Source organism: Chlamydia trachomatis A/HAR-13 (assembly GCF_000012125.1).
Classification (GTDB): Bacteria; Chlamydiota; Chlamydiia; order Chlamydiales; family Chlamydiaceae; genus Chlamydia; species Chlamydia trachomatis.
Map to the genome: position 1 here is coordinate 144,920 of NC_007429.1, position 19,373 is coordinate 164,292.

Here is a 19,373-nt window from a genome sequence, read left to right on the forward strand (position 1 = left end):
TTAGGAAAGGCTTTTTTTATAAGAACCTTTCGGTCAATATAGTTACATAGATTTCTTGTGATACTAATGACAGGATAGGGGATAGTGGAACACTATTTGCTAACAGCAAAATTACTTCTTCGCGGGTGCGGATACACCCTATTGATTACAGCTATTTCTTTGGTGTGTGGGTTTGTACTGGGCTGGGGTATAGGAACTGTGAATTCTCGGTACTTCCCTTGTCGTATATCTAAATTTTTAGGGAATTTTTATGTAGTGGCGGTTCGAGGAACACCGCTGTTCATTCAAATTTTGATTGTGTATTTCGGATTGCCTTCTTTGATCAAAGTTAATTTATCCCCACTGGTGGCCGGACTGATCGCCCTAACCTTGAATTCTGCTGCTTACTTAGCTGAAAATGTGCGTGCGGGGATCAATGCGCTACCTGTTCAACAATGGGAGGCAGCAAAAGTGTTGGGGTATACAGGACCACAGATCTTCTTGCATATATTGTATCCTCAAGTTTTTAAAAATATTCTTCCTTCTCTAACGAATGAGTTTGTTTCTTTAATCAAAGAGAGCAGCATTCTTATGGTAGTAGGAGTTCCTGAATTAACAAAAGTCACTAAAGACATTGTAGCTCGGGAACTCAACCCTATGGAGATGTATTTAATCTGTGCAGGGCTTTATTTGATAATGACCTCTGCTTTTTCTTATTTTGCTAGATTATCAGAGAAGGAGTCTGCATGACTGTTGAAGTTAAAGATTTGACTGTAGCTGTGAAGGGTAAAGAGATCCTTTCCAACGTCTCTTTTTCTCTAGTCCCCGGGCGAATCACTTTGTTCATCGGGAGAAGTGGGTCTGGGAAAACAACAATTTTACGTTCTTTGGTAGGCTTAACTCCTATTTCCAGCGGTAGTATTTCTGTCGTAGGAGATCCTCCAGGTTTTGTTTTTCAACAACCAGAGCTGTTTCCTCACATGACAGTACTGGATAATTGTGCGCATCCTCAGATGATAGTCAAAAAACTTAGGGAGAGAGAAGCTAAGGATAAGGCCTTAGATCTTCTTGGTATGCTGGAGCTCAGAGAATATGCATCCAGCTATCCTCATCAGTTATCTGGAGGGCAGAGACAGCGAGTAGCAATTGCTCGTGCTCTTGCTCTTGATATGAGAACGATTCTCTTTGATGAGCCGACTTCTGCTTTGGATCCTTTTTCAGCCTCAAAGTTTCTTCAAATCGTTCTGTCTCTAAAAGAGCAGGGCATGACTATTGCGATCTCTACACATGATATACTATTCATTAATCAATGTTTGGATAGAGTGTATCTTGTAGATAAGGGGCAAATTATAGATGCTTACGATAGTCTGCATGACGATCCTCAAGCAAATAGTTTTGTGAAGCAGTATCTTTCTCTGCAAGAAGGGCCCACAGGATCCGATGAATAAGATTATTCTGTTTCAGAAACTTCCCACGGAAGAGGAGAGACTGTTTGCGTAGGAGTAGGCTCTCCTAATGATGAGAATAATTTATCGGCTAACGAGTTTAAAGGACCCGCTATTGTATAGCTTTTAAGTAGAGCGATTCGCGCATATGCAGAAGACCAGTCAATTTCTGGAGACGAAATAGGTCCTCTAATCTTGATTAGGAAGAAGTTTTTTGTCTTTAGCATAGTATTACGGAAAAGCTTTTTAATCAGTTCCGGATCAATCCCCAAAGTCATCGCTAATCTCTCGCGAACAATATCTGTTTTTCCCCATAAAGCTAGTCGTATGCGCCCATCAATAAGAGCATCGAAGCGTTTACAAATGATTTGCCCCTTTTGTACAGAGAAAAAGATTGGGGTGAACCAAGACTCAACACGTTGCTGTTCAGCTTCTACATCCAAAAATTGAAAGAGATCTTGCATAGTTCCTGTATTCGCTATTTCGATCTTACCAAAATCTAAAGAAGCGGATTGAATACGAAAATTTTCAAAGGAGTATGGCTTGATAGGAAGATAAAAATTTTGCTTGTTCACTCGTAAACTTACCGGGTGTTTGGAATAAGCTCCACCTTCAGCAATCAAAGGATTGAATTCTCTAAGAAAGGCTTTATTGATTTCCTCATTGATATGTAGAGATGCTGTAAGGTCGCCTTCTAAGAGAATAGCTTGTTCTGTAAGGACTAGAGGGAAATAGGCTGTTAGATTTTCGGAATCTACTTTAATCGTTACAGGACCTTCTCCTCTAGAGAAATCGTTGTGAATGGAGACATGAATTTTTGGTCCGGCTAAAGAGGTTAGTTTAGAGCGAACTCCAGGAGAGATGGGAAAGATTCCTGTAATAAAAGAGGTAGGAATATTTACCCAAGTTGCTGTTTGAGAGCAGGCTCTAGTCTCATCGGAAAAAATATTTCTAGCTTCTCCTTCAATAATAAAAGATACAGGAGTCTTATTATCCTGGTTAGGAGCAAGGCAATTTCCATTGAGTTGATATTGAATGAGATCGTTCACATTTTGTGCGTAAACCGATCCACCTATATTATTTACGATAAAATTTTCTTTAGATAGATGGTCATAAAAAACTAATGGGGTGGAAGATAGCTTCCCTTCTATGCCGCCTTGAGATAATAGAGAGAGACAGGAATAGCCTGTTTTTTTATCTAAGCAAGAAATTTTAGACAGATCAAGACGAAATGTCGTAGGCCGATGCAAAATACATGAAGGTGGGCAAGAGGCTTTTTCAAAGAAGGAGCTATAGCGTTCTGGGGAAATTTCCCATTGTAATGATCCATGAGTTTTCTCAGTCAGAGACAACTCTTTATTCATAACAAAACGGAAGTCTCCGGTAAGAGCATCCGTTTTAAATCTAGAGGAGATATCTACAGTTTCCTCTTTATCCGGAGAGTAAAGAAGTTGAAAGGAAGCTTCACTCGTTTCTCCAATATAACGGGATAGAGAAAGGTCTTTGTGTTGTAATCGAATGAGCCTATCCACCGGAAGTTGTAGAAGTTCCCCGGATGCTTGCACAGAGATATTATCTGCAGTCCAAGGAGCACTGGGATCTAAAGACGAGATCACGATATCTGGAATGAGAATTTTTGTTTCTTCTAAGTGAGGAGATTCTGGATCCGTTATAAATAATTTTACGTTTCCTTTGAGCAACGCCTTTCCCCCATCAGAATGAAGTGAAAAGCTATAGCGCGTCATTTGCAGTGGAGCAAATTTAGGGGAATATAAATCTAAAGGAAGAGAGGAGAGTGTTCCATACACTAAAAGAGAGGAATTGGAAGGCTTCATCTCTTCACTAGCTCTACCAAATTTTCCATGGATAAAAATTTCATTATCTCCAGCAATGAGTTTGCCTGATAGTTTTGGGAAAAAGACGTGTTTTTGGGAAAAATGCATCTTCCCAGAGAAGATAGCTTGTATTTGTAAAAAGTGTGGAGCTAAACGTTCTTTCCAACGCTCGGATAATGTATAGGCGCCCTCTCCACTAAATTGTAGGGCATATAAAGGTCCAGATAGGTTGCAGGAGAGTCTTAATAGAGGGTTATCTAGTAAAGCCTCGCAAGAGAGCTGTGTATTCCGATATTTTCCTTTGATATCTAGAGTATAATAGGAGACTTCAAGTGGAGTGTTGATTTCAATAGGTTTAGGAAGAAGAGCTCGCAAATATGTGTGAGGCAAGAGCGAGTGTTGGATATGAAATTCTGCAACATGTTTGTGATTGTCCATAGAGAGTGTGCTATGGATATAGGAAGGAGAAGCTCCTCCTAGAATGGCAGAGGAAGAAGAACGAATGACCGTAAGATGATCGGATTTGCGTATGGAAATTTTTGTATTTTCTGTACGAATAGAAAGGTTCGGATCGGGGGTATCTACAGAAATTTGAGGCAGGTTAGCTTGTAATGAAAAGTCTGATGCGCTCCATTTCGAGATGGAGAGAGGAAGTTTTGCTTCCGATATAAAAAGGTAGGCTTCTTGAGATCGGATGGGCGTATCTAGAGGAGAGAGTTCAGAGAGAATTCGAGAAGTTATTGTAGGCTGTAAGAGCACAGAAGAGGCTCCGCCTTGTGTGATCAGGAATGCGCGATCGCGTACGTAACCACGAAGTTTTGCCGATATTTGATTTCCTTCTGCAGTCAGAGTAATGAGAGTAGAGTCTTTTTCTTGATGAGCTTTTGCGGTTAGATTGATGAGATTTTCTGTTGATAGGATTCGGTCTAAGGAAGGAGAGGCTATAAAGAGTTTGAAAAGAGAAGCAGGAACAGAGGAAAGCTCAACATTAAGAACAAAATTGGGGGAAAGAGCTCCTTCTACAGCGACGGATCCTGGCACATCATTTTCTTTTGTAAGAGCTCGTATAAGTAGTTGTTCAGCGGTTTTTTTTACATAAAACCCGGAAACCGAAAGGGTAGAGCCGTTAATCGTTTTCATGGTTATGGATCCAAGTTCTGAAGTGATATCGCTGCGCTCTATTTTAGAAAGAAGGACCCCAGGATCTAAGTGATAAAGGGACGGGGAATTCATGGAGAGAGACTCATCGATTTGTAAAGACCAGCCTGTTAAGGTCAAGGCTTTAGGAAATCTGTAGAGCAGTAGGCGAGGAAGAGATCCTTTTACAATGATCTTTTCCGCAGCAAATATTTCAGAGTCGGAGTCGATTCCTCGGATGCGAATTTTTTTAGCCGTTTGAGAACCGAACCAAGATAAGTGTAGCTGTTCAATTTCGAATTGCAGTCCCGTTTCCTTATTTAATACAGAAAGAAACAGATATTTTCCCGATTCACTGGAAAAGAATTTAGGAAGCAGCGCCAATAAAGCTAGAGGCACTCCCACGAGAAGATAGTAGCCAAATATTTTATACCATGGAGAACGCTTCATGAATTCACTTTTTTAGCAATTTCTGAAAGGGAAAGGTTATGCGAGTTCTTTTTGATTTCAGTAAGTATATGAGTCAGCGCATCCTGTATAGGAATAAGAGAGGGGGAGCAGATTTTAGAAAAAGCAGGGGACTTAGTAAGCTGATCGAAGATGGTGTTGATATGAAGGTTCGCAATGTTATGAGAAGGCTTATAGCCCTCTTTGTATTTAAGAATCATACCCTCTCTTTCTAAAATATCTAAACATTGAGAGGTTTCTCCAATAGAAGCTTTGGCTTTGTTAGCAAGATAGTTTGCACTGGGAGGAGGGAGAGCATTATCAAAGTGTTCTGTGATTAGGGAAAGAACATACACACATAAAATGAACTTGAAATAGCTACTTGGGAAAATTTCTTCTTTAGGGATTAAAATGCTAAAACCTTTGTTTTGGAATAAGAAGGTTAAGGCTCCTCCAAACAAATAGATAATAGCATAGAGGTAAAGAAGGAGAAGAAAAGAGGGTAAAGCAACTAGAGCTCCGTAAGTGAAGCTATAATTAAAAAGGTGGAGCTGGAGGCAAAAGAAGATTTTTTGAGAGAGGATCCATGCACTACCAGCTATAGTTGCTGCAAAAAAAGCTGCAGATTTCTTGGTGGGGACTCTAGAGAGGAATGCATAGCAACAAAAGAGAATCCCGTACAGAAGAGCATAGGGAAGTAATCGTGAAACAATGTAAATAAAAGCCATGGAATGGCTGAAACTAAATAGTTGGGGGTAGTTGATAGGTAGAATCTGTGTAATATAGATCCAAGATCCGCAAACAATAATAAAGATCATGGGGCTAACAAGAGTGATAACTAGATAGCTAATTAGTCTCTTTAAAGAAGCTTGAGTGATTCCTGAACAGAAGATTTTATTTAGCCCATCTTCTAAAGATTGTAGCATCAGAATACCTGCCCAGCAGAAGACAAAGAAACTACTGACAAGAACCACTCCGATATTGCTAGTTGTTGAGTAAGCTGCTTCAATAATTGCCAAGATCGGCGCTTTGTAATCGGGAAAGTGGAGGAGTAACCACTCTTTCCAGTCTAAACTAATGAATAGGTATTGAGAAAGCCTGAGGAAGAAGACCAATATAGGAACACAACTGAATAGTCCATAATAGCTTAGAACGCAGGCTTCTTTAGAAGCCTCGTTGTGATAAAGAACTTTAGGAGCTTTTAGGATAGATTTGATGATGAAATTGTTGCGAACAGAAGAGAGAAGCTTTTTAAGAAAAGACGGAGGGCGCAACATAATGAAGCTATAATAAAAAACAGATCTTAAAAAGATTTTAAACTAAAAAGAAGATTTTTAATTATAGTTTTTCAAAATCATTTTGATATTTTTAATGCTGAGATAAACAAGAAAAGCGGAAACTCCTTGCGACAAAGATTTTCTGCTCGAGCCCTCTTCCCTGAGGATTTTTTAGGGGAGATCCATTCTTCCATACTATCAATCAGAAGATTGTGATTAGATAAAGCTTGTACCCAATAGCTTAAGGGGAAATGGAAAGAATATGTCGTCTCAGAATGTTTTTCTCCAGGATGCACAACGATAGGAACCGCCACAGGAGAGAGATAGCGGTCTATTTTTCTAGATAAGAGTTTTTTAGGCTCATCATAAAGCCATGAAGAAAGCCTAGGGATGCGAAAGCATGGATGGTTGAGAACAATAAACAACCTACCTTGAGGAGCTAAAAGATTCGCTGTGTGTGCGATAGCTTGTTCTGGAGATTCCATATTCTGAAGAGAAAGGATTGCTGTAGCATGGGAAAACTGCTCATGATGATCTGCTGGTACCGGTTGCGTCATATCGTGATGAAGAAAGCGACGTGATTTTGAGGAAGCGCTTTTCTTTGCAAAACGCAGCAGACTAGGGGAAAGATCGATTCCTAGATAAGGGAGATGTTTGGGTAAATGCTTCTCCAAAATCCCTTGACCACATCCTACATCAACCAGAGACGATGAGCGGGAAATATGTAGCTTAGAAAGGAGATTAGGGAGAATCACTTCCTTATGATAGAAATGTCCATCGCGATCAACGGCTTTATTATAATCTTGGGCAATGACTTCCCAGGAAGTGTCTGAGGCCCGTTTGGTGTTCCGGGATGAGTTAGAAGCCGGTTTTCTGGACATAATTAAGAGGTTCCTTAAATTTTCATCCTAAACACTATAAGTCGTTTCGGATCGTTTCGTCAAGGAAGAATCCATGTAAAGTTCTTAACAGAAATCTTTGGCAAAACTCGGATATTCTCTGAGTAAGAATTCAAGAAGTAGTTGTTATTTTGAAGGGTGGACAGTCTTCGACTTAGGAGATTTTCTCTAAGTAGAGTACAATGCTTCTGAGTCGCAGCTTTTATCAGGATTTTTTTAAGTTCCTAGTTTCTTCGCAAGTTTTTATATTCTAAGAGCTCAAAAAGCGGGACTGGGCTGCATAAGCAAGATCTATCTTATTGGTTTTCATTCCAATTAAAGAGGATATGCTGGCTGCCCTTTAGAGACCTATGATACGTGGATAGCGATTTCTAATTAGGAGAGACCGAAACTTCGATAGAAAGTAAGGAAATCCTGCGGCGGGAGGAGAGCAGTTATGGCTTGTTGCGCATGTGTATACGGTTACGATGAGATTTGTTGTAGAGAGGAGACTGCAGAAAAAGTAGTGGCGGTCGCAGTAGACTGCGTGCTTTTTCATATAGCAGCAGCGATCACCACAGCGGTCTCCGCAGTATGGCTTCTTATTAGGTTGATTGCGTGTGCAATTCATAACTACTGTTCTCCTGCTAGTGAGAGAGTAAACTTCTTCCCTATCACAGAAAGCCGTGCTGAATGGTTCTCATTAATCCCAGTTTTAGGGCCAATGGTAGTTGCAGCTGTTGTTTACTCTAAAGCTAGAGAGGAAGGTTATGGACATTTAGATTCTCTAGTGTGCGCTATGCAGTCTCCATGGATGCTATTAGACTCCCTTCGTTTGAATCGATCTGAGCTAAAGATCGTGATGGTCTAATAAAACAGTCTAAAAAAGATTTGGGGGAACGAAATAAAAAGAGGTAAAGCTTTTAAAGATGGTAAGCTTCGATTTAAATGATCCAGTAAGGAATACAGACAATCATTACAGAAATATCAATCGCATGCTCAATAGTGCGACTTGTGCTGCTGGCGGCATAGGATTGTTAACACCAGTGGTATGCTCTCCAATGGGAGCTTTCTGTTTTGCTCAAAGGCCTTCTAGTGCTGAAGACTTAGGGCATCGTATTCAACATTTTGTTGCGTGTTCGGGACCAGCTGCAGGATTCTATTCTCTAAGTAACGAACGGATCATGTTTGAAGAGGCTGCAGTTCCTAGTGTTCTCGAAGCCGTAGAAGCAACTTTTTGGATATCTGCCTTCGCCCGTTTGAGAGGGAATGAACCTTCAACTTGCGATACTGTGATGATGAGTTGCGTAATTGGATGCATTTCTTTGGTATGCGGGGCTATGTTTGTTGCCATTGTCTCCTGTGCTGTGAAAATTAGTCGCATTGTGAGAACTATGACGCAGGCACATGCGCTCCGTGAAACAATTCAAAGACAGTTAGCAGCACGAGCTACAGATATGCGTTCTGCTTACTCCAAGCTCAAAGGTATTATAGCCATAAGAGCTCTTAATGAAGTAGAGAGGGGCCATCGAAAATTAAGAAACAAAATGATCACAGCTTTTGTTGCAAATGCACTCATTACACTAGCTTTCTGTGCTTTATTAGCTTCTGCGGTAATCGCAGCATTTTTCTTTGGTGCAGCAAGTGCTGGACTAGCAAGCGTTTTCTTTGGGTGCTTATGGGGAGGCATAGGAGCCTTAGCTGTCGGAGTCTTGGTCGGCATCGTTTCCGGAATCTGCCAGCGCAACTATAAATTAGAAGCTGCGCGGTGTATTCAGCGAGGTGCTCTTTATGCGCTTGTTCTTGAGAAAATGCAGCGATTCCCTAAATAATTCCTTAAAGATGGTGTAGCGAAAAGTGTTGTTGCGATTCAAGCTGGGGAATCTTTGGATACAGGAGAGTTGGCTTGGGAAGAGATGCCGAGCATCACAGCTTGTTTAGGAAGAGAGGGAATGGATGCTCAGGCGTATTCCTTTCTTTCTGCAAGTCCTTTAGATGCGCGTATAGAGTAAACGGTTTCGAAAAAAGAATTTTCTGCTCATAGCGGCGGATTTGTGGTATAGTGCTCCCTAAAGCTTTAGATCAGCTTTTAGGGAGATATATGAGCTATTCTTTTTTTCGTCGAAAGCTTGCTGGGATAGAATTTATAGAGTGTCCTGGAGATCCTGAAGCTCCTGTGATCATTTTTTGTCACGGGTATGGCGCAAGTGCCGATCATCTTACTTTTTTCCCAACCATGTGCGTGTGCGCCAATTTGCGTCCCACATGGGTCTTCCCTCATGGTATAGAACAGCTTCCCTACCAGTTGGGAGGGGGACGAGCTTGGTTTCCATTGGATACCGTTCTTTTTGAAAAATTGATTTCTTCTCAGGAAATCACTCCAGATACGGATCGTTTATATCAGCAGCTATTGGATGTAGACTTTGAAAAGCCTAAACAGGCTTTAGAGGGTCTTATTCACGATTTGGAAAGAGATCGATCGGAAGTGATTATTGGAGGTTTTAGTCAGGGAGCTATGATGACGACGCATCTGATGCTTTCTTCGCGGCTTCCTTATCGAGGTGCTTTGATTTGCTCTGGAGCAGCCGTTCCGAATCAATCTTGGGAAGAAAATGCGTCTTTATGTGGGAAAACTCCTTATATACAAAGTCATGGGTACGATGATCCTATTTTGCCCTATTTCTTAGGGGAGCGGTTATATAAGGTTTTAACAGCTTCTTTAAAAGGCGAGATGGTTTCTTTTCATGGAGGACATGAAATTCCTGTTGTTATGATGCAAAAGATACAGGAAAGCATCGCGCTATGGAGTCAGTTGACATAAGGCGGACAGGAGTTTTAGGTGTTTTCGCAACAGATTGAGGAGAGCATTAAGGCGGGGCAAGTTTTTGCCTTCCCTACAGATACAGTATATGGTTTGGGAGTGTCTTTTCATATCCTTGATGCTGATCAGCGATTATTTGCTCTTAAGCACAGATCTTCCCAAAAAGCTCTGTCCGTCTATGTCTCATCTTTAGAAGAATTAGAGGCTGTTGCCCAACAGTCTTTAGGAGCATCTTCGAGAAAGATAATTCAAAAGTTTCTTCCTGGGCCTCTTACCTTGATTACAAAACATAATAATCCGAGATTTCCTCAGAAAACACTGGGATTCAGGATTGTTAATCATCCTATAGTGCAGCAGATCATTCAAAAAGTAGGGCCGTTTCTTGCTACTTCAGCGAATCTATCCGGCTTTCCTTCTGCAGTTTCTGCTGATGAGGTAAAACAAGATTTCCCGGAAGAAGATATCGTAATGATTTCAGGAGAATGTTCTATAGGGTTGGAGTCTACAGTAATCGATCCTGAGGAGCGAATTGTTTATCGTGAGAGTGCTATTTCTATTGCAGAAATAGAAACTGTATTGGGGGCTCCATGTGCTAATCTGTCTAAGGAACTAGGGTTTAGAGAAAAAATAGGTATCCATGTTGTAAAAACCCCCGCAGATTTATGTAGTTTTCTTTTGTCTAGACCTCATTTTAAGGGTGTTATTTGCTATCAGCCTCATCCTCATACTTTTTATTCTGTTCTAAGGCAGGCTTTACGCTCTCCTACACAAGAAATCATTTTCGTTTACGATTTGTGCAATACAGAATATCCAATTCTTTCACGTTTTCTAGGAGTGAGTTATGATAGTGGATATGCATTGTGATATGCTATCTCATAAAAACTTTTCCTCTTCAGACCCAGCGGTACGAAGCTCTCCTGATCAATTAATAGAGGGTGGAGTGGGATTGCAGGCCTGCGCCTTATTCACAGAATCACAAGAATGCACCACATTAGATGAACAAAACCAATTGTTCTTTTCTTTAATAGAGCAAGATGAGCGACTGACTCCACTATCTTACGAACCACAAGTAGAACGCTCTTTGCAGGTAGTTCGTAGTATTGAAAATGCTTCAGGTCTTGGCTCTGATGCTCAGCCTTTACAAGAACTATTTCGCAAGCTTTTGTTGTTACATGAACAGGGCCCCTTAGCCTATATAGGGCTTGTTTGGAATTTTGCAAATCGTTTTGGTGGTGGGATTTTAGAGCCTAAACGTTTGTCCAGAGATGGGAAAAATCTTTTGGAATTGTTGCATGCTCTAGCTATTCCAGTGGATCTTAGTCACTGCTCAGATCCTTTAGCGGATGATATTTTAGATTTTACTGCGGATAAAATGCCGGACATGTTCGTATTGGCTAGTCACTCCAATTTTCGCGCGGTTCAGGATATCGAGCGGAACTTATTAGATGTGCATGCTAAAGAGATTTTTGCAAGGGATGGGGTGATTGGGCTGAATGGAGTGAACTATTTTGTAGGAGCATCTTTGGAAGATATTAAAAAGCATATCGCTCATGCCCAAGAGTTAGGGATTTTAGATAGTTTAGTATTAGGAACAGACTTTTTTTATACTGAGGAAGAAAAGTTTTTCCCTAATTTTTCCACAGCAAAAGATCACCCTAAACTACACGCTTTGATTAAGGAGGCTATTCCTATAGACAAGGCGCAATCTCTGCTAGAGGAAAGAGCTCAGCGATTTTTGAATCGGGTAGTTTCGGCACAAAAGAAAGTTGTCAATCACATTGCGTTCTAGTGAAAGTGTGCATAGGTCAAATCAACACTACCTGAAGGATAGTGAACAATTTGATCTAGCGGTCTGCTCAAAATATAATCATATTCTATGTGGTACAAGGGCAGACAAGTGAAATTGTCTAGAGCCGTTTGATCGAACTTAGATTTAGCAAGGGGATGGAAAGCTATAGAAGTTGCTGTGGAGACAGAGAAATCTTGAGTGGCTCGTTTTTGAACAAATACATGGTATTCGAGTCCTTCAAGAGTCAGCTGGATACCTGCGTCTCGGCATTGTTCTTGCAATACCTCGGCCAAACGCTGACAGCGCGTAATATTATTGGGATATATCAAAGTAATTTTCCCAGGAAAAGGAGTAGAAGCTTCTTGATGAGCTATGATTCCCTCTGGAGATGGAGAGCTTTCAGCTACTCGATATTGTGTTCCTAAAGCTTGCTTCACCAGTTTTTCCTTTTGGATGGCAGCAATCAATCGCTGACGATTAGATAGAGAGGAAAGTACAGGATCTTTGGGATTAAGAATAAGCCAGAATGTGCCATCTACAGGGTAATGGGTGTAGAGAGCAGAGGTAGTCCGAAGCTCAAAAGGAATCCCTTGGTGCCAAGGCTGCCCCACCCAATCCACGTCACCTCTTCTTAAGAGGTGTAGAGCTGTGTAAATGTTGGGAATGATGCGAAAGTCTATGGAATGTAATTCCACATGCGCATGGTCATAGTAATAAGGGTTTTTTTGTAGAACGAGCGTTTGCCCTTGCACATAGGTTTTTGGCATAAAAGGTCCAGAAGAAAGAAAAGGATTTTCTGGACGATACACAGCAAAAAACGGAGAGGCTAATATCGCCAATAGTTGAGGCTCGGGTTCTTTGAGTTCAATAAGGATTTCTGAAGAAGAAGAGGCTCGAAAAGATAGCTTTTCAAAAAGTAGGGAATATCGCCCAGCTTGTTTAGTGTGTTCCCAAGCAGCTATTACATCTTCTGCAAGTAAAAGAGAGCCGTCACTCCACTTAGCATCTTTACGAATACAAAAACGATAAAACCGCCCGTCTTCCGAAATTTGATAGGAGGAGACCAGAGCAGGGGTTAATCCAGAGAGCTCTTCTCTGAAGAGAGTAGCAAATAAAGCCTTGGACAAAGAAAAATGGAAAGCATTTTCTCCTTTTTCTGGAGAAAGAGAGCGAGGATCATCGTGAATGGCTATGATTAAGCCCGATTCTGGAGGAGAAAAGGAGCATCCGACCGTTAGGAAGGCGATAATACTAAAAAAGATAGAGCGAACATACATAAAATATTTTTGAGTATTTCTGTAAAATCAGAAGTTTTTGTTTGTTGCCGGTTCTATTCTAGAAACGTATAATACTTCCCCAGAGAGCGGGAAGTATAATAACTGTCGGAGAAAAATACACAGTATTTTTCGCTGAAAAGAATGCTTTTCTCGTATTTTCAAAGTGAGTTTCATTTATGTTAAACGAGACATTATTTGTATTGCAAATCCTTGTAGTTATTGGGTTCGGAGCTTTTTTTGCTGCGCGTAATCTAATTATGTTAGCGGCATGGGCCTCATTGCTTTCCATTATCATGAACATTTTTGTATCAAAGCAAATCGTGTTATTCGGATTCGAAGTAACTGCAGCGGATGTTTACGTGATAGGGCTGTTTTCTTGCTTGAATTGTTCGAGAGAATTCTGGGGGAAGGAGTCTACAAGAAAAGTGATTTTTGTTTCTTGGTGCAGCACGCTTTCTTTTCTAATCCTGACACAACTCCATCTCCATCTTAAGCCTTCTCCAGGAGATATCAGCCAACTGCACTATGAAGCTCTATTCGCCCCTTCTCTTCGGATTATTTCAGCATCAGTGATCACAACGATGATTGTGCAGTTTGTTGATTTTAAGGTGTTTGGTTGGCTGAAAAAACATTCGCAAGGACGGGTCTTTGGATTGCGTTCCGCATGCTCCGTTGCGCTTTCTCAAAGCATAGACACCGTAATTTTTTCTTTTCTAGGTTTGTATGGACTCGTTGCTAACTTACCAGATGTCATGATGTTTTCTTTGTTATCCAAAGGGACGGCTCTTTTGTTAGCTTCTCCTTGTGTGGCTCTAGCCAAGGTTTTTTATAATCGCTTGAATAAAGAAGAAGCACACTTTTAATCGATTTTAGGTTTTCACAAAGAAAGCTTTATTTAATTTTACGAATTAACACGAACCTGCTAGTATCCCTCTGCTCTCGTTCCTCTTGCTACTAGGAAACGGTGAGCTCCTTGTAAAAACTGGGGTTGCAAAGAAGGTTCTTTGTAATTAATTTTACGAATGAGAAGAGACAGGAAAGAATTGATGTTGAAAAAGCCTAATAGAAACGATCCTTGTCCTTGTGGGTCTGGGAAGAAGTATAAGCAGTGTTGTTTGAAATCACAAGCTCTAACTGCTCGCCATACTCCTGAAGGGAAGTTTAAGTTTTCTATAACAGCTTCGCCTGCCGCAGGCGCTTCCACGGAAGGTTTCACAAAACTGTTTCGCCAATCAGCGGATTCTTATACCTCAGAACAAAAAGAGGGGATGAGTCGGTTTCTTATTACTAAAAATAAGGAACCTATAGGGAAACGCGCGATTCGCAAGGCTAAGGCAAAAGAAGAGCGCATCATTTCAGAGAAACTAAGCCAGCACGAATTTCAAGTGATGGATACAGAAGTATCGGGAGAAGATATACAGTCTTCACTAGATTATGAACAGTTTCTTCCTACAGAAGAAGACTACCGTGTGCAGAAAGAGGAAGATTCATAAGAATCTGAAAATTCTTAACTTTTTTGTTGCGGCTAAAGTTTTCTTTTTGTCATAATGCCGGTTCTTATGCTGGAGTAGCTCAATTGGCAGAGCATTCGATTTGTAATCGAACGGTTGAGGGTTCAATTCCTTTCTCCAGCATCTTTTTTGGGGGTGTCGCATAGCGGTCAATTGCATCGGACTGTAAATCCGACTCCTTACGGATACGTTGGTTCAAATCCAGCCACCCCCAGGACCTCATAAAAATCCTATCAGAAATCGATTATTTGCGAAGCTTGGGTGCTCCCAGGCTTTTTTTATGCTCGTTTTCATCCAAGTTTTATTTAAAAAAAGAATTAGTTTTGACTTCTAATTAATAGTTTGCTTTTTATTCAAAATAAAAACTTGGAAACAATTAAATGAGTGATTCTGACAAAATTATTAATGATTGTTGGTTCGACTTTAATACAACTATTCATGGAGATCTTTTAGCTTCAAATCTGACTACGGAAGGGGACGTTACGGTAAAGAGTATTTCCGCAAAAGAATCCTTTTCTGTGAAAAGAAATGTTGATGTGAATGAGAACGACATCATTGTTAACGGTTTTACCGGTGCCGCAGGATATGATCTGACAACTCAAGGCAAAATTTCAATCAATCTCAACGGTAATCGACTTAGTAATGTCAAACGCCCGGAGAAAGACTCCCAACCAGTTCCTGCTAACTATATTCGTACTCCTGAATACTATTTCTGCTCATTGCAAGATGGAGCAAGAATCGAATGGAAACGGGGGCAGAAGCTTCCTCTAATCGGGCCTTCGCGCTTGGTGTATCAATCGTCTCGTATTGATGAGTTCATTCGTTTTGTATCGTTTGAAGAAGATAAAACTAAGAATCAGGTGAAAATAAATCTCTCAGGGACTACAGGCCTGCAAATGCTTGCGAAAGGTGTGTACATTATCAACGTAGGAGTTGGGAAGCGATGGGGGTGGAATAATGGATATGGAGGAGATTACTGTTTAGCGGTCCCTTTAGGAAAGGAATACAGTGAGAGCTCTACATTTAGTAGAGGAGGATACTATGCTTCTACTGCTGTAGGAACAGCAATTCATATCAGAAAAGAGAGCACAAATCCTGACGGACCTTTTTCTTCTTCAGATACAGAACTTATGAAGACACTTTTAGAGGTGCGTTACAAGGGCGGAGACTATGTGGACAAGTCCGCCTTGTCCACTTTATATTTTGGAGTGCTCGTATACCCAGAGATAGGAGGATAACATGAAGAAACCAGTATTTACAGGGGGAGCTCCTATTCCTGGGATAAGTACAGAAGAAGGAACGGGGGTTAAAGATCAAAACTTATGGATGCGCAATGCCACCTTAAAGGTAGAGGGAGATGCGACTATAGATGACACATTAACCAGTCGGGATTTAAAGGTTACGGGGCCTACAATACATACAGATCTTGATCTGTCAGTAGGAGGAGATGTTAAAGGAGGTAGGACGGTTCTTGGTGAAACCGTTCTAGAAGGAGATTTTAATATTAAGTGTAATCAAGGACAAGTTCCTCAGTTCACTAATTTAAGCGATCCTCTCTCCGCGAGAGATGCGATTACTTTTGATTATTATCGAGATAGATCTACACAAGCTTATAACTGCGCGACCCACCGTAATGGTGCACTAGTTAATGGGAACAGGTTTATCGATTTACGTCTGCATAATAGTGAAGACTCGGAGTCTTACACACCTATGTATCGGAATCGGTTCTATTGGAAAGATAATGATCAAAAAAAATTATATCTGAAAAGTCCAGGCATCTATCAAGTAGCCTTTCAAATATTTCGAAGTGGGGGATACCACTCAGGTAATGATGATCCAACGATCTTCTTAAGATTATACACCTCAGCCTATGAGTACACTAATCTTTGTACTGGAGATACAAGAGGATTTAATCCAGGGAATACAACGAATACCTCCCTGTATTCTATCTTTTCTATTCCTTCTATTGGGAATGAGCATCCTTTTATACAAGTTTTCACAAAAATTCATGTCAATATTGCGTACTCAATGATTAACGTGATTTGGTTTCCTTTTGGTTCTTCTTATAAGGAGGCAGATTAATGACAACACCAGATAATAATACTATTGATGTTTCTTTCCCGACATTTGTGCGTTTGAATGTAGCGACTACGGATTTAGCAGAGGAAAATAAGAGTAATGCGGTTACGATTACAGAAACAGCAACAGCCAATTACGTGAATGTAACACAGGATTTAACCAGTAGTACAGCCAAACTTGAGTGTACACAAGATCTTATTGCTCAAGGAAAATTGATCGTGACTAATCCGAAATCGGATATCTCTTTTGGTGGTCGTGTGAACCTAGCGGACAATACAGTGAACTATAGTAATGGGGGTGCAGAAGTTTCATTTACAAATATTAACTCTCGTCAAGGGAAGCAATACGTTCCTTATGGGCTCTATAAGAATGGAGAGCCTAAAATAAGTATGCGTTCAGCGCTATCCGGAGGCCACGTAGGATCTGGAGATACTAGAGGCTGGGGAGCAGAAGTGCTTTGGGATGCCTATACTGAGCAGAGAGCGGATTTAGAAGATAAGGCTGTGACTTTTAGCTCTGCGAATAGAGGTAAATTGTATTTTAAGGCATCTCCTGCGGCTCCCGTTTTGTTCCGTCTCTCCGTCTTTATGAGAAAAAATGGAGACTGGCTAGATAATGGAGTAGGGGGACGTGTGATGCTCTATGTAAACACTACAGATTCTGCTGGGAAGACGGTGCGACGCTTATTAGGAATAGCCGTATGTTTAGGGTCCACATGGTATACAACAGTACCTATGTTTTGGTGCGCAGCAACATACTATGCAACTTCTTCAGGATTTTTCCAATTGATTGTGGGAGAGCGAAACTTTCGTGTTTCTTCTCTCTCTTGGAGTGTGGTTCGGCTACCTGTTGTTCCTTAACGGAGCCCTTTTCTATTTACACCGCTTAGCTTGCTTTAGTTAAGCGGTTCCTTTTTATCAAAACAAAATAAGAGATCTTTTGTTGTAGACGGATCGGAAAGCTACAAGTATAGTACTGGGAAGAGCAAGTCGCTTAATAGGTTCAAGTAAAGAAACTTCGCAATAAGGTTAGAGGTCCCGAGGAGATGGAAGAGCGAGCCGCAGTTGAATATTGGGGAGACTACAAAGTAATCGCAGAACTCGGACATGGATTGTGGAGCCGAGATGTGCTTGCGGAACATCGATTCATTAAAAAGCGTTATATTCTCAAGATACTGCCTTCGGAACTTTCCTCTTCAGAAAATTTTATGCGAGTTTTTCAGGAAGTGATTGTTCAATTGGCTGCCATTCGTCATGCAAGCTTGGTGGCTATCGAAAATGTGTCGCGAGAAGGGGATCGGTATTTTGTTGTTACTGAAGAAAATGGAGGGACTATTTCTCTTGCGCAGTATTTGTCTGGAAGGAAACTGTCTGAAGAAGAAGTAGTGCATTTGATTCAGCAACTGTGCGATGCACTAGAGCTTGTGCATAGTATTGGGTTAGCCCATGGTCAGATTCATTTACATTCGGTACACGTTTCTTTCTTTAATGGGATAGCTAATATCTATCTTCCAGAAGTCGGCTTTGCTTCTTTGCTCAGAGAACGCATGTTTTCCACTATCATGCAGTCTGGATCAGCGCGAGAGAGTATTACACGTATTCGTGACTTGTTGATGTTTGAGGCTCCTGAAGAACAAGAGGTCTTTGGTCGAGAGGCCGATGTTTACTCCGTTGGTGTATTAGCTTATTATTTATTAGTAGGATCTTTTCCTTGGGGATCTTTCCCTAAGCCTTCGCTTTGCATGCCTGATAGCTGGTATGATTGGGATGGGTTTATCTTAAGTTGTTTACAACAACAACGGGAAGCTCGCCCTAAATGTTTACGAGAGGCTTTAAGGAGAAAGACGTCAGGAGAACAGCTGCAGGTTACGCTTGACAGCTGTCGCGAGCCTCTACGTGAAATGGAAATAGAAGACACTCCTACAGAGTTGGGACCCCCTTCCGCTCTTATTCGGGAAGGAGAAAGGCTGTGTGAAGTTAAGGAAGAGCAGCATGCTTTTGTATTAGTAGAGGCCAAGTCGATCGATGAGGCGATGGTTACCACTGTAGATTCAGAGGAAGAGCTTGAGAGTAGCGAGGGATATGTGAACCCTCTTCAATCCCTGTTAGCAAGGGAGCCTGTAGTGAGTCGCTATGTAGAAGTGGAAAGAGAAGAGATTAAGCCGCAACCATTATTGACGGAAATGATCTTCATTGAGGGAGGGGAGTTCTCTCGAGGAAGTGGGGATGGTCAACGAGATGAGTTGCCTGTACACAATATTACTTTACCAGGGTTTTTCTTGGACATTCATCCTGTTACCAATGAGCAGTTTGTCCGGTTTTTAGAATGCGTAGGAAGTGAGCAAGACGAACACTACAATGAGCTCATTCGTTTGAAAGATTCGAGAATTCAACGTCGATCAGGCCGACTGATCATTGAGCCAGGGTATGCTAAGCATCCTGTTGTAGGAGTAACTTGGTATGGAGCTTCTTCTTATGCTTGTTGGATAGGTAAGCGGTTGCCTTCAGAAGCTGAATGGGAGGTAGCAGCCTCAGGAGGAAAGCTAGGGTTGCGGTACCCTACCGGGGAAGAAATAGATAAAAGCAAAGCAAATTTCTTTAGTTCGGATACTACTCCAGTTATGAGCTATCCTTCTAGTATACTGGGTCTTTATGATATGGCTGGCAATGTGTATGAATGGTGCCAAGACTGGTATAGTTATGATTTTTATGAGAGTTCTGCTTTAGAGCCAGATGCTCCTTTAGGGCCTCCTCAAGGGGTCTACCGTGTGTTGCGAGGAGGATGTTGGAAAAGTCTAAAAGATGATCTACGTTGTGCACATCGCCATCGAAATAATCCTGGGGCTATTAACAGTACCTACGGGTTTCGTTGTGCGAAAGATGTAAAATAAAGGACTGA

Annotated in this window: 16 protein-coding genes, 2 tRNA genes and 1 pseudogene; 15 read left to right on the top strand and 4 right to left on the bottom strand. The window is 41.2% G+C overall.

Annotated elements, in window-relative coordinates; genetic code table 11:
* Positions 1–84: 84 nt before the first annotated feature.
* On the top strand, positions 85–729 hold the full coding sequence (locus CTA_RS00670) for an amino acid ABC transporter permease (RefSeq protein WP_009872399.1): 645 nt from the start codon (positions 85–87) through the stop codon (positions 727–729).
* Positions 726–1,427 (top strand): amino acid ABC transporter ATP-binding protein, encoded by a 702-nt coding sequence (locus CTA_RS00675; protein WP_011324583.1) that lies wholly within the window; start codon positions 726–728, stop codon positions 1,425–1,427. The genes CTA_RS00670 and CTA_RS00675 overlap by 4 nt, the downstream gene beginning before the upstream one ends.
* A gap of 2 nt (positions 1,428–1,429) precedes the next feature.
* Here CTA_RS00675 and CTA_RS00680 read toward each other — a convergent pair whose 3' ends face one another.
* The 3 genes from CTA_RS00680 to CTA_RS00690 form a co-directional block, all read right to left on the bottom strand.
* Entirely contained in the window at positions 1,430–4,846 is a 3,417-nt protein-coding gene (locus tag CTA_RS00680; protein ID WP_011324584.1) for a hypothetical protein, read from the bottom strand.
* The gene (locus CTA_RS00685) at positions 4,843–6,120 is read right to left on the bottom strand and encodes a YihY/virulence factor BrkB family protein (RefSeq protein WP_009871479.1); all 1,278 of its coding nucleotides are present in this window, start codon (positions 6,118–6,120) and stop codon (positions 4,843–4,845) included. The genes CTA_RS00680 and CTA_RS00685 overlap by 4 nt, the downstream gene beginning before the upstream one ends.
* A gap of 77 nt (positions 6,121–6,197) precedes the next feature.
* A complete protein-coding gene (locus CTA_RS00690) occupies positions 6,198–7,001 on the bottom strand; it encodes a class I SAM-dependent methyltransferase (RefSeq protein ID WP_011324585.1) in 804 nt (267 codons plus the stop codon).
* 454 nt (positions 7,002–7,455) lie between these two features.
* Between CTA_RS00690 and CTA_RS00695 the strand changes: the two genes are divergently transcribed.
* The 5 genes and pseudogenes from CTA_RS00695 (at position 7,456) to CTA_RS00715 (ending at position 11,608) form a co-directional block, all read left to right on the top strand.
* Entirely contained in the window at positions 7,456–7,869 is a 414-nt protein-coding gene (locus CTA_RS00695; protein WP_009871481.1) for a hypothetical protein, read from the top strand.
* Positions 7,870–7,927: 58 nt separating this feature from the next.
* Positions 7,928–9,010: pseudogene (gene garD, locus CTA_RS00700) on the top strand (inclusion membrane protein GarD).
* A gap of 89 nt (positions 9,011–9,099) precedes the next feature.
* A complete protein-coding gene (locus CTA_RS00705) occupies positions 9,100–9,819 on the top strand; it encodes an alpha/beta hydrolase (protein WP_011324587.1) in 720 nt (239 codons plus the stop codon).
* Positions 9,820–9,837: 18 nt separating this feature from the next.
* Positions 9,838–10,683, top strand: a complete 846-nt coding sequence (locus tag CTA_RS00710) for an L-threonylcarbamoyladenylate synthase (RefSeq protein WP_011324588.1) — start codon at positions 9,838–9,840, stop codon at positions 10,681–10,683.
* A complete protein-coding gene (locus CTA_RS00715; RefSeq protein ID WP_011324589.1) occupies positions 10,661–11,608 on the top strand; it encodes a dipeptidase in 948 nt (315 codons plus the stop codon). The genes CTA_RS00710 and CTA_RS00715 overlap by 23 nt, the downstream gene beginning before the upstream one ends.
* On the opposite strand, the gene CTA_RS00720 is transcribed toward CTA_RS00715, so the two are convergent.
* Positions 11,605–12,885 carry an ABC transporter substrate-binding protein gene (locus tag CTA_RS00720; RefSeq protein ID WP_009872405.1) on the bottom strand — a complete coding sequence of 427 codons (1,281 nt, stop codon included), beginning with the start codon at positions 12,883–12,885 and terminating at the stop codon, positions 11,605–11,607. The genes CTA_RS00715 and CTA_RS00720 overlap by 4 nt on opposite strands.
* A 176-nt stretch (positions 12,886–13,061) precedes the next feature.
* Here CTA_RS00720 and CTA_RS00725 point away from each other — a divergent pair, with 176 nt between their 5' ends.
* From CTA_RS00725 to CTA_RS00760, 8 genes are all read left to right on the top strand, one after another.
* Positions 13,062–13,748, top strand: coding sequence for a queuosine precursor transporter (locus CTA_RS00725; RefSeq protein ID WP_011324590.1), 687 nt, complete (start codon positions 13,062–13,064; stop codon positions 13,746–13,748).
* Positions 13,749–13,931: 183 nt separating this feature from the next.
* The gene (locus tag CTA_RS00730; protein ID WP_011324591.1) at positions 13,932–14,378 is read left to right on the top strand and encodes a YecA family protein; all 447 of its coding nucleotides are present in this window, start codon (positions 13,932–13,934) and stop codon (positions 14,376–14,378) included.
* 68 nt (positions 14,379–14,446) lie between these two features.
* Positions 14,447–14,519: transfer RNA gene (locus tag CTA_RS00735), tRNA-Thr, on the top strand.
* An 8-nt stretch (positions 14,520–14,527) separates the two neighbouring features.
* A tRNA-Tyr gene (locus tag CTA_RS00740) sits at positions 14,528–14,610 on the top strand.
* 166 nt (positions 14,611–14,776) lie between these two features.
* Positions 14,777–15,634, top strand: a complete 858-nt coding sequence (locus CTA_RS00745; protein WP_011324592.1) for a hypothetical protein — start codon at positions 14,777–14,779, stop codon at positions 15,632–15,634.
* Between the two features lies 1 nt (position 15,635).
* Positions 15,636–16,478 (top strand): hypothetical protein, encoded by an 843-nt coding sequence (locus CTA_RS00750; RefSeq protein WP_009871489.1) that lies wholly within the window; start codon positions 15,636–15,638, stop codon positions 16,476–16,478.
* Entirely contained in the window at positions 16,478–17,335 is an 858-nt protein-coding gene (locus CTA_RS00755; protein WP_011324593.1) for a hypothetical protein, read from the top strand. Before CTA_RS00750 ends, CTA_RS00755 begins: the two co-directional genes overlap by 1 nt.
* A 185-nt stretch (positions 17,336–17,520) precedes the next feature.
* Complete coding sequence (locus CTA_RS00760; protein WP_009872410.1) at positions 17,521–19,365, top strand: SUMF1/EgtB/PvdO family nonheme iron enzyme; 1,845 nt, start codon at positions 17,521–17,523, stop codon at positions 19,363–19,365.
* Positions 19,366–19,373: the final 8 nt, after the last annotated feature.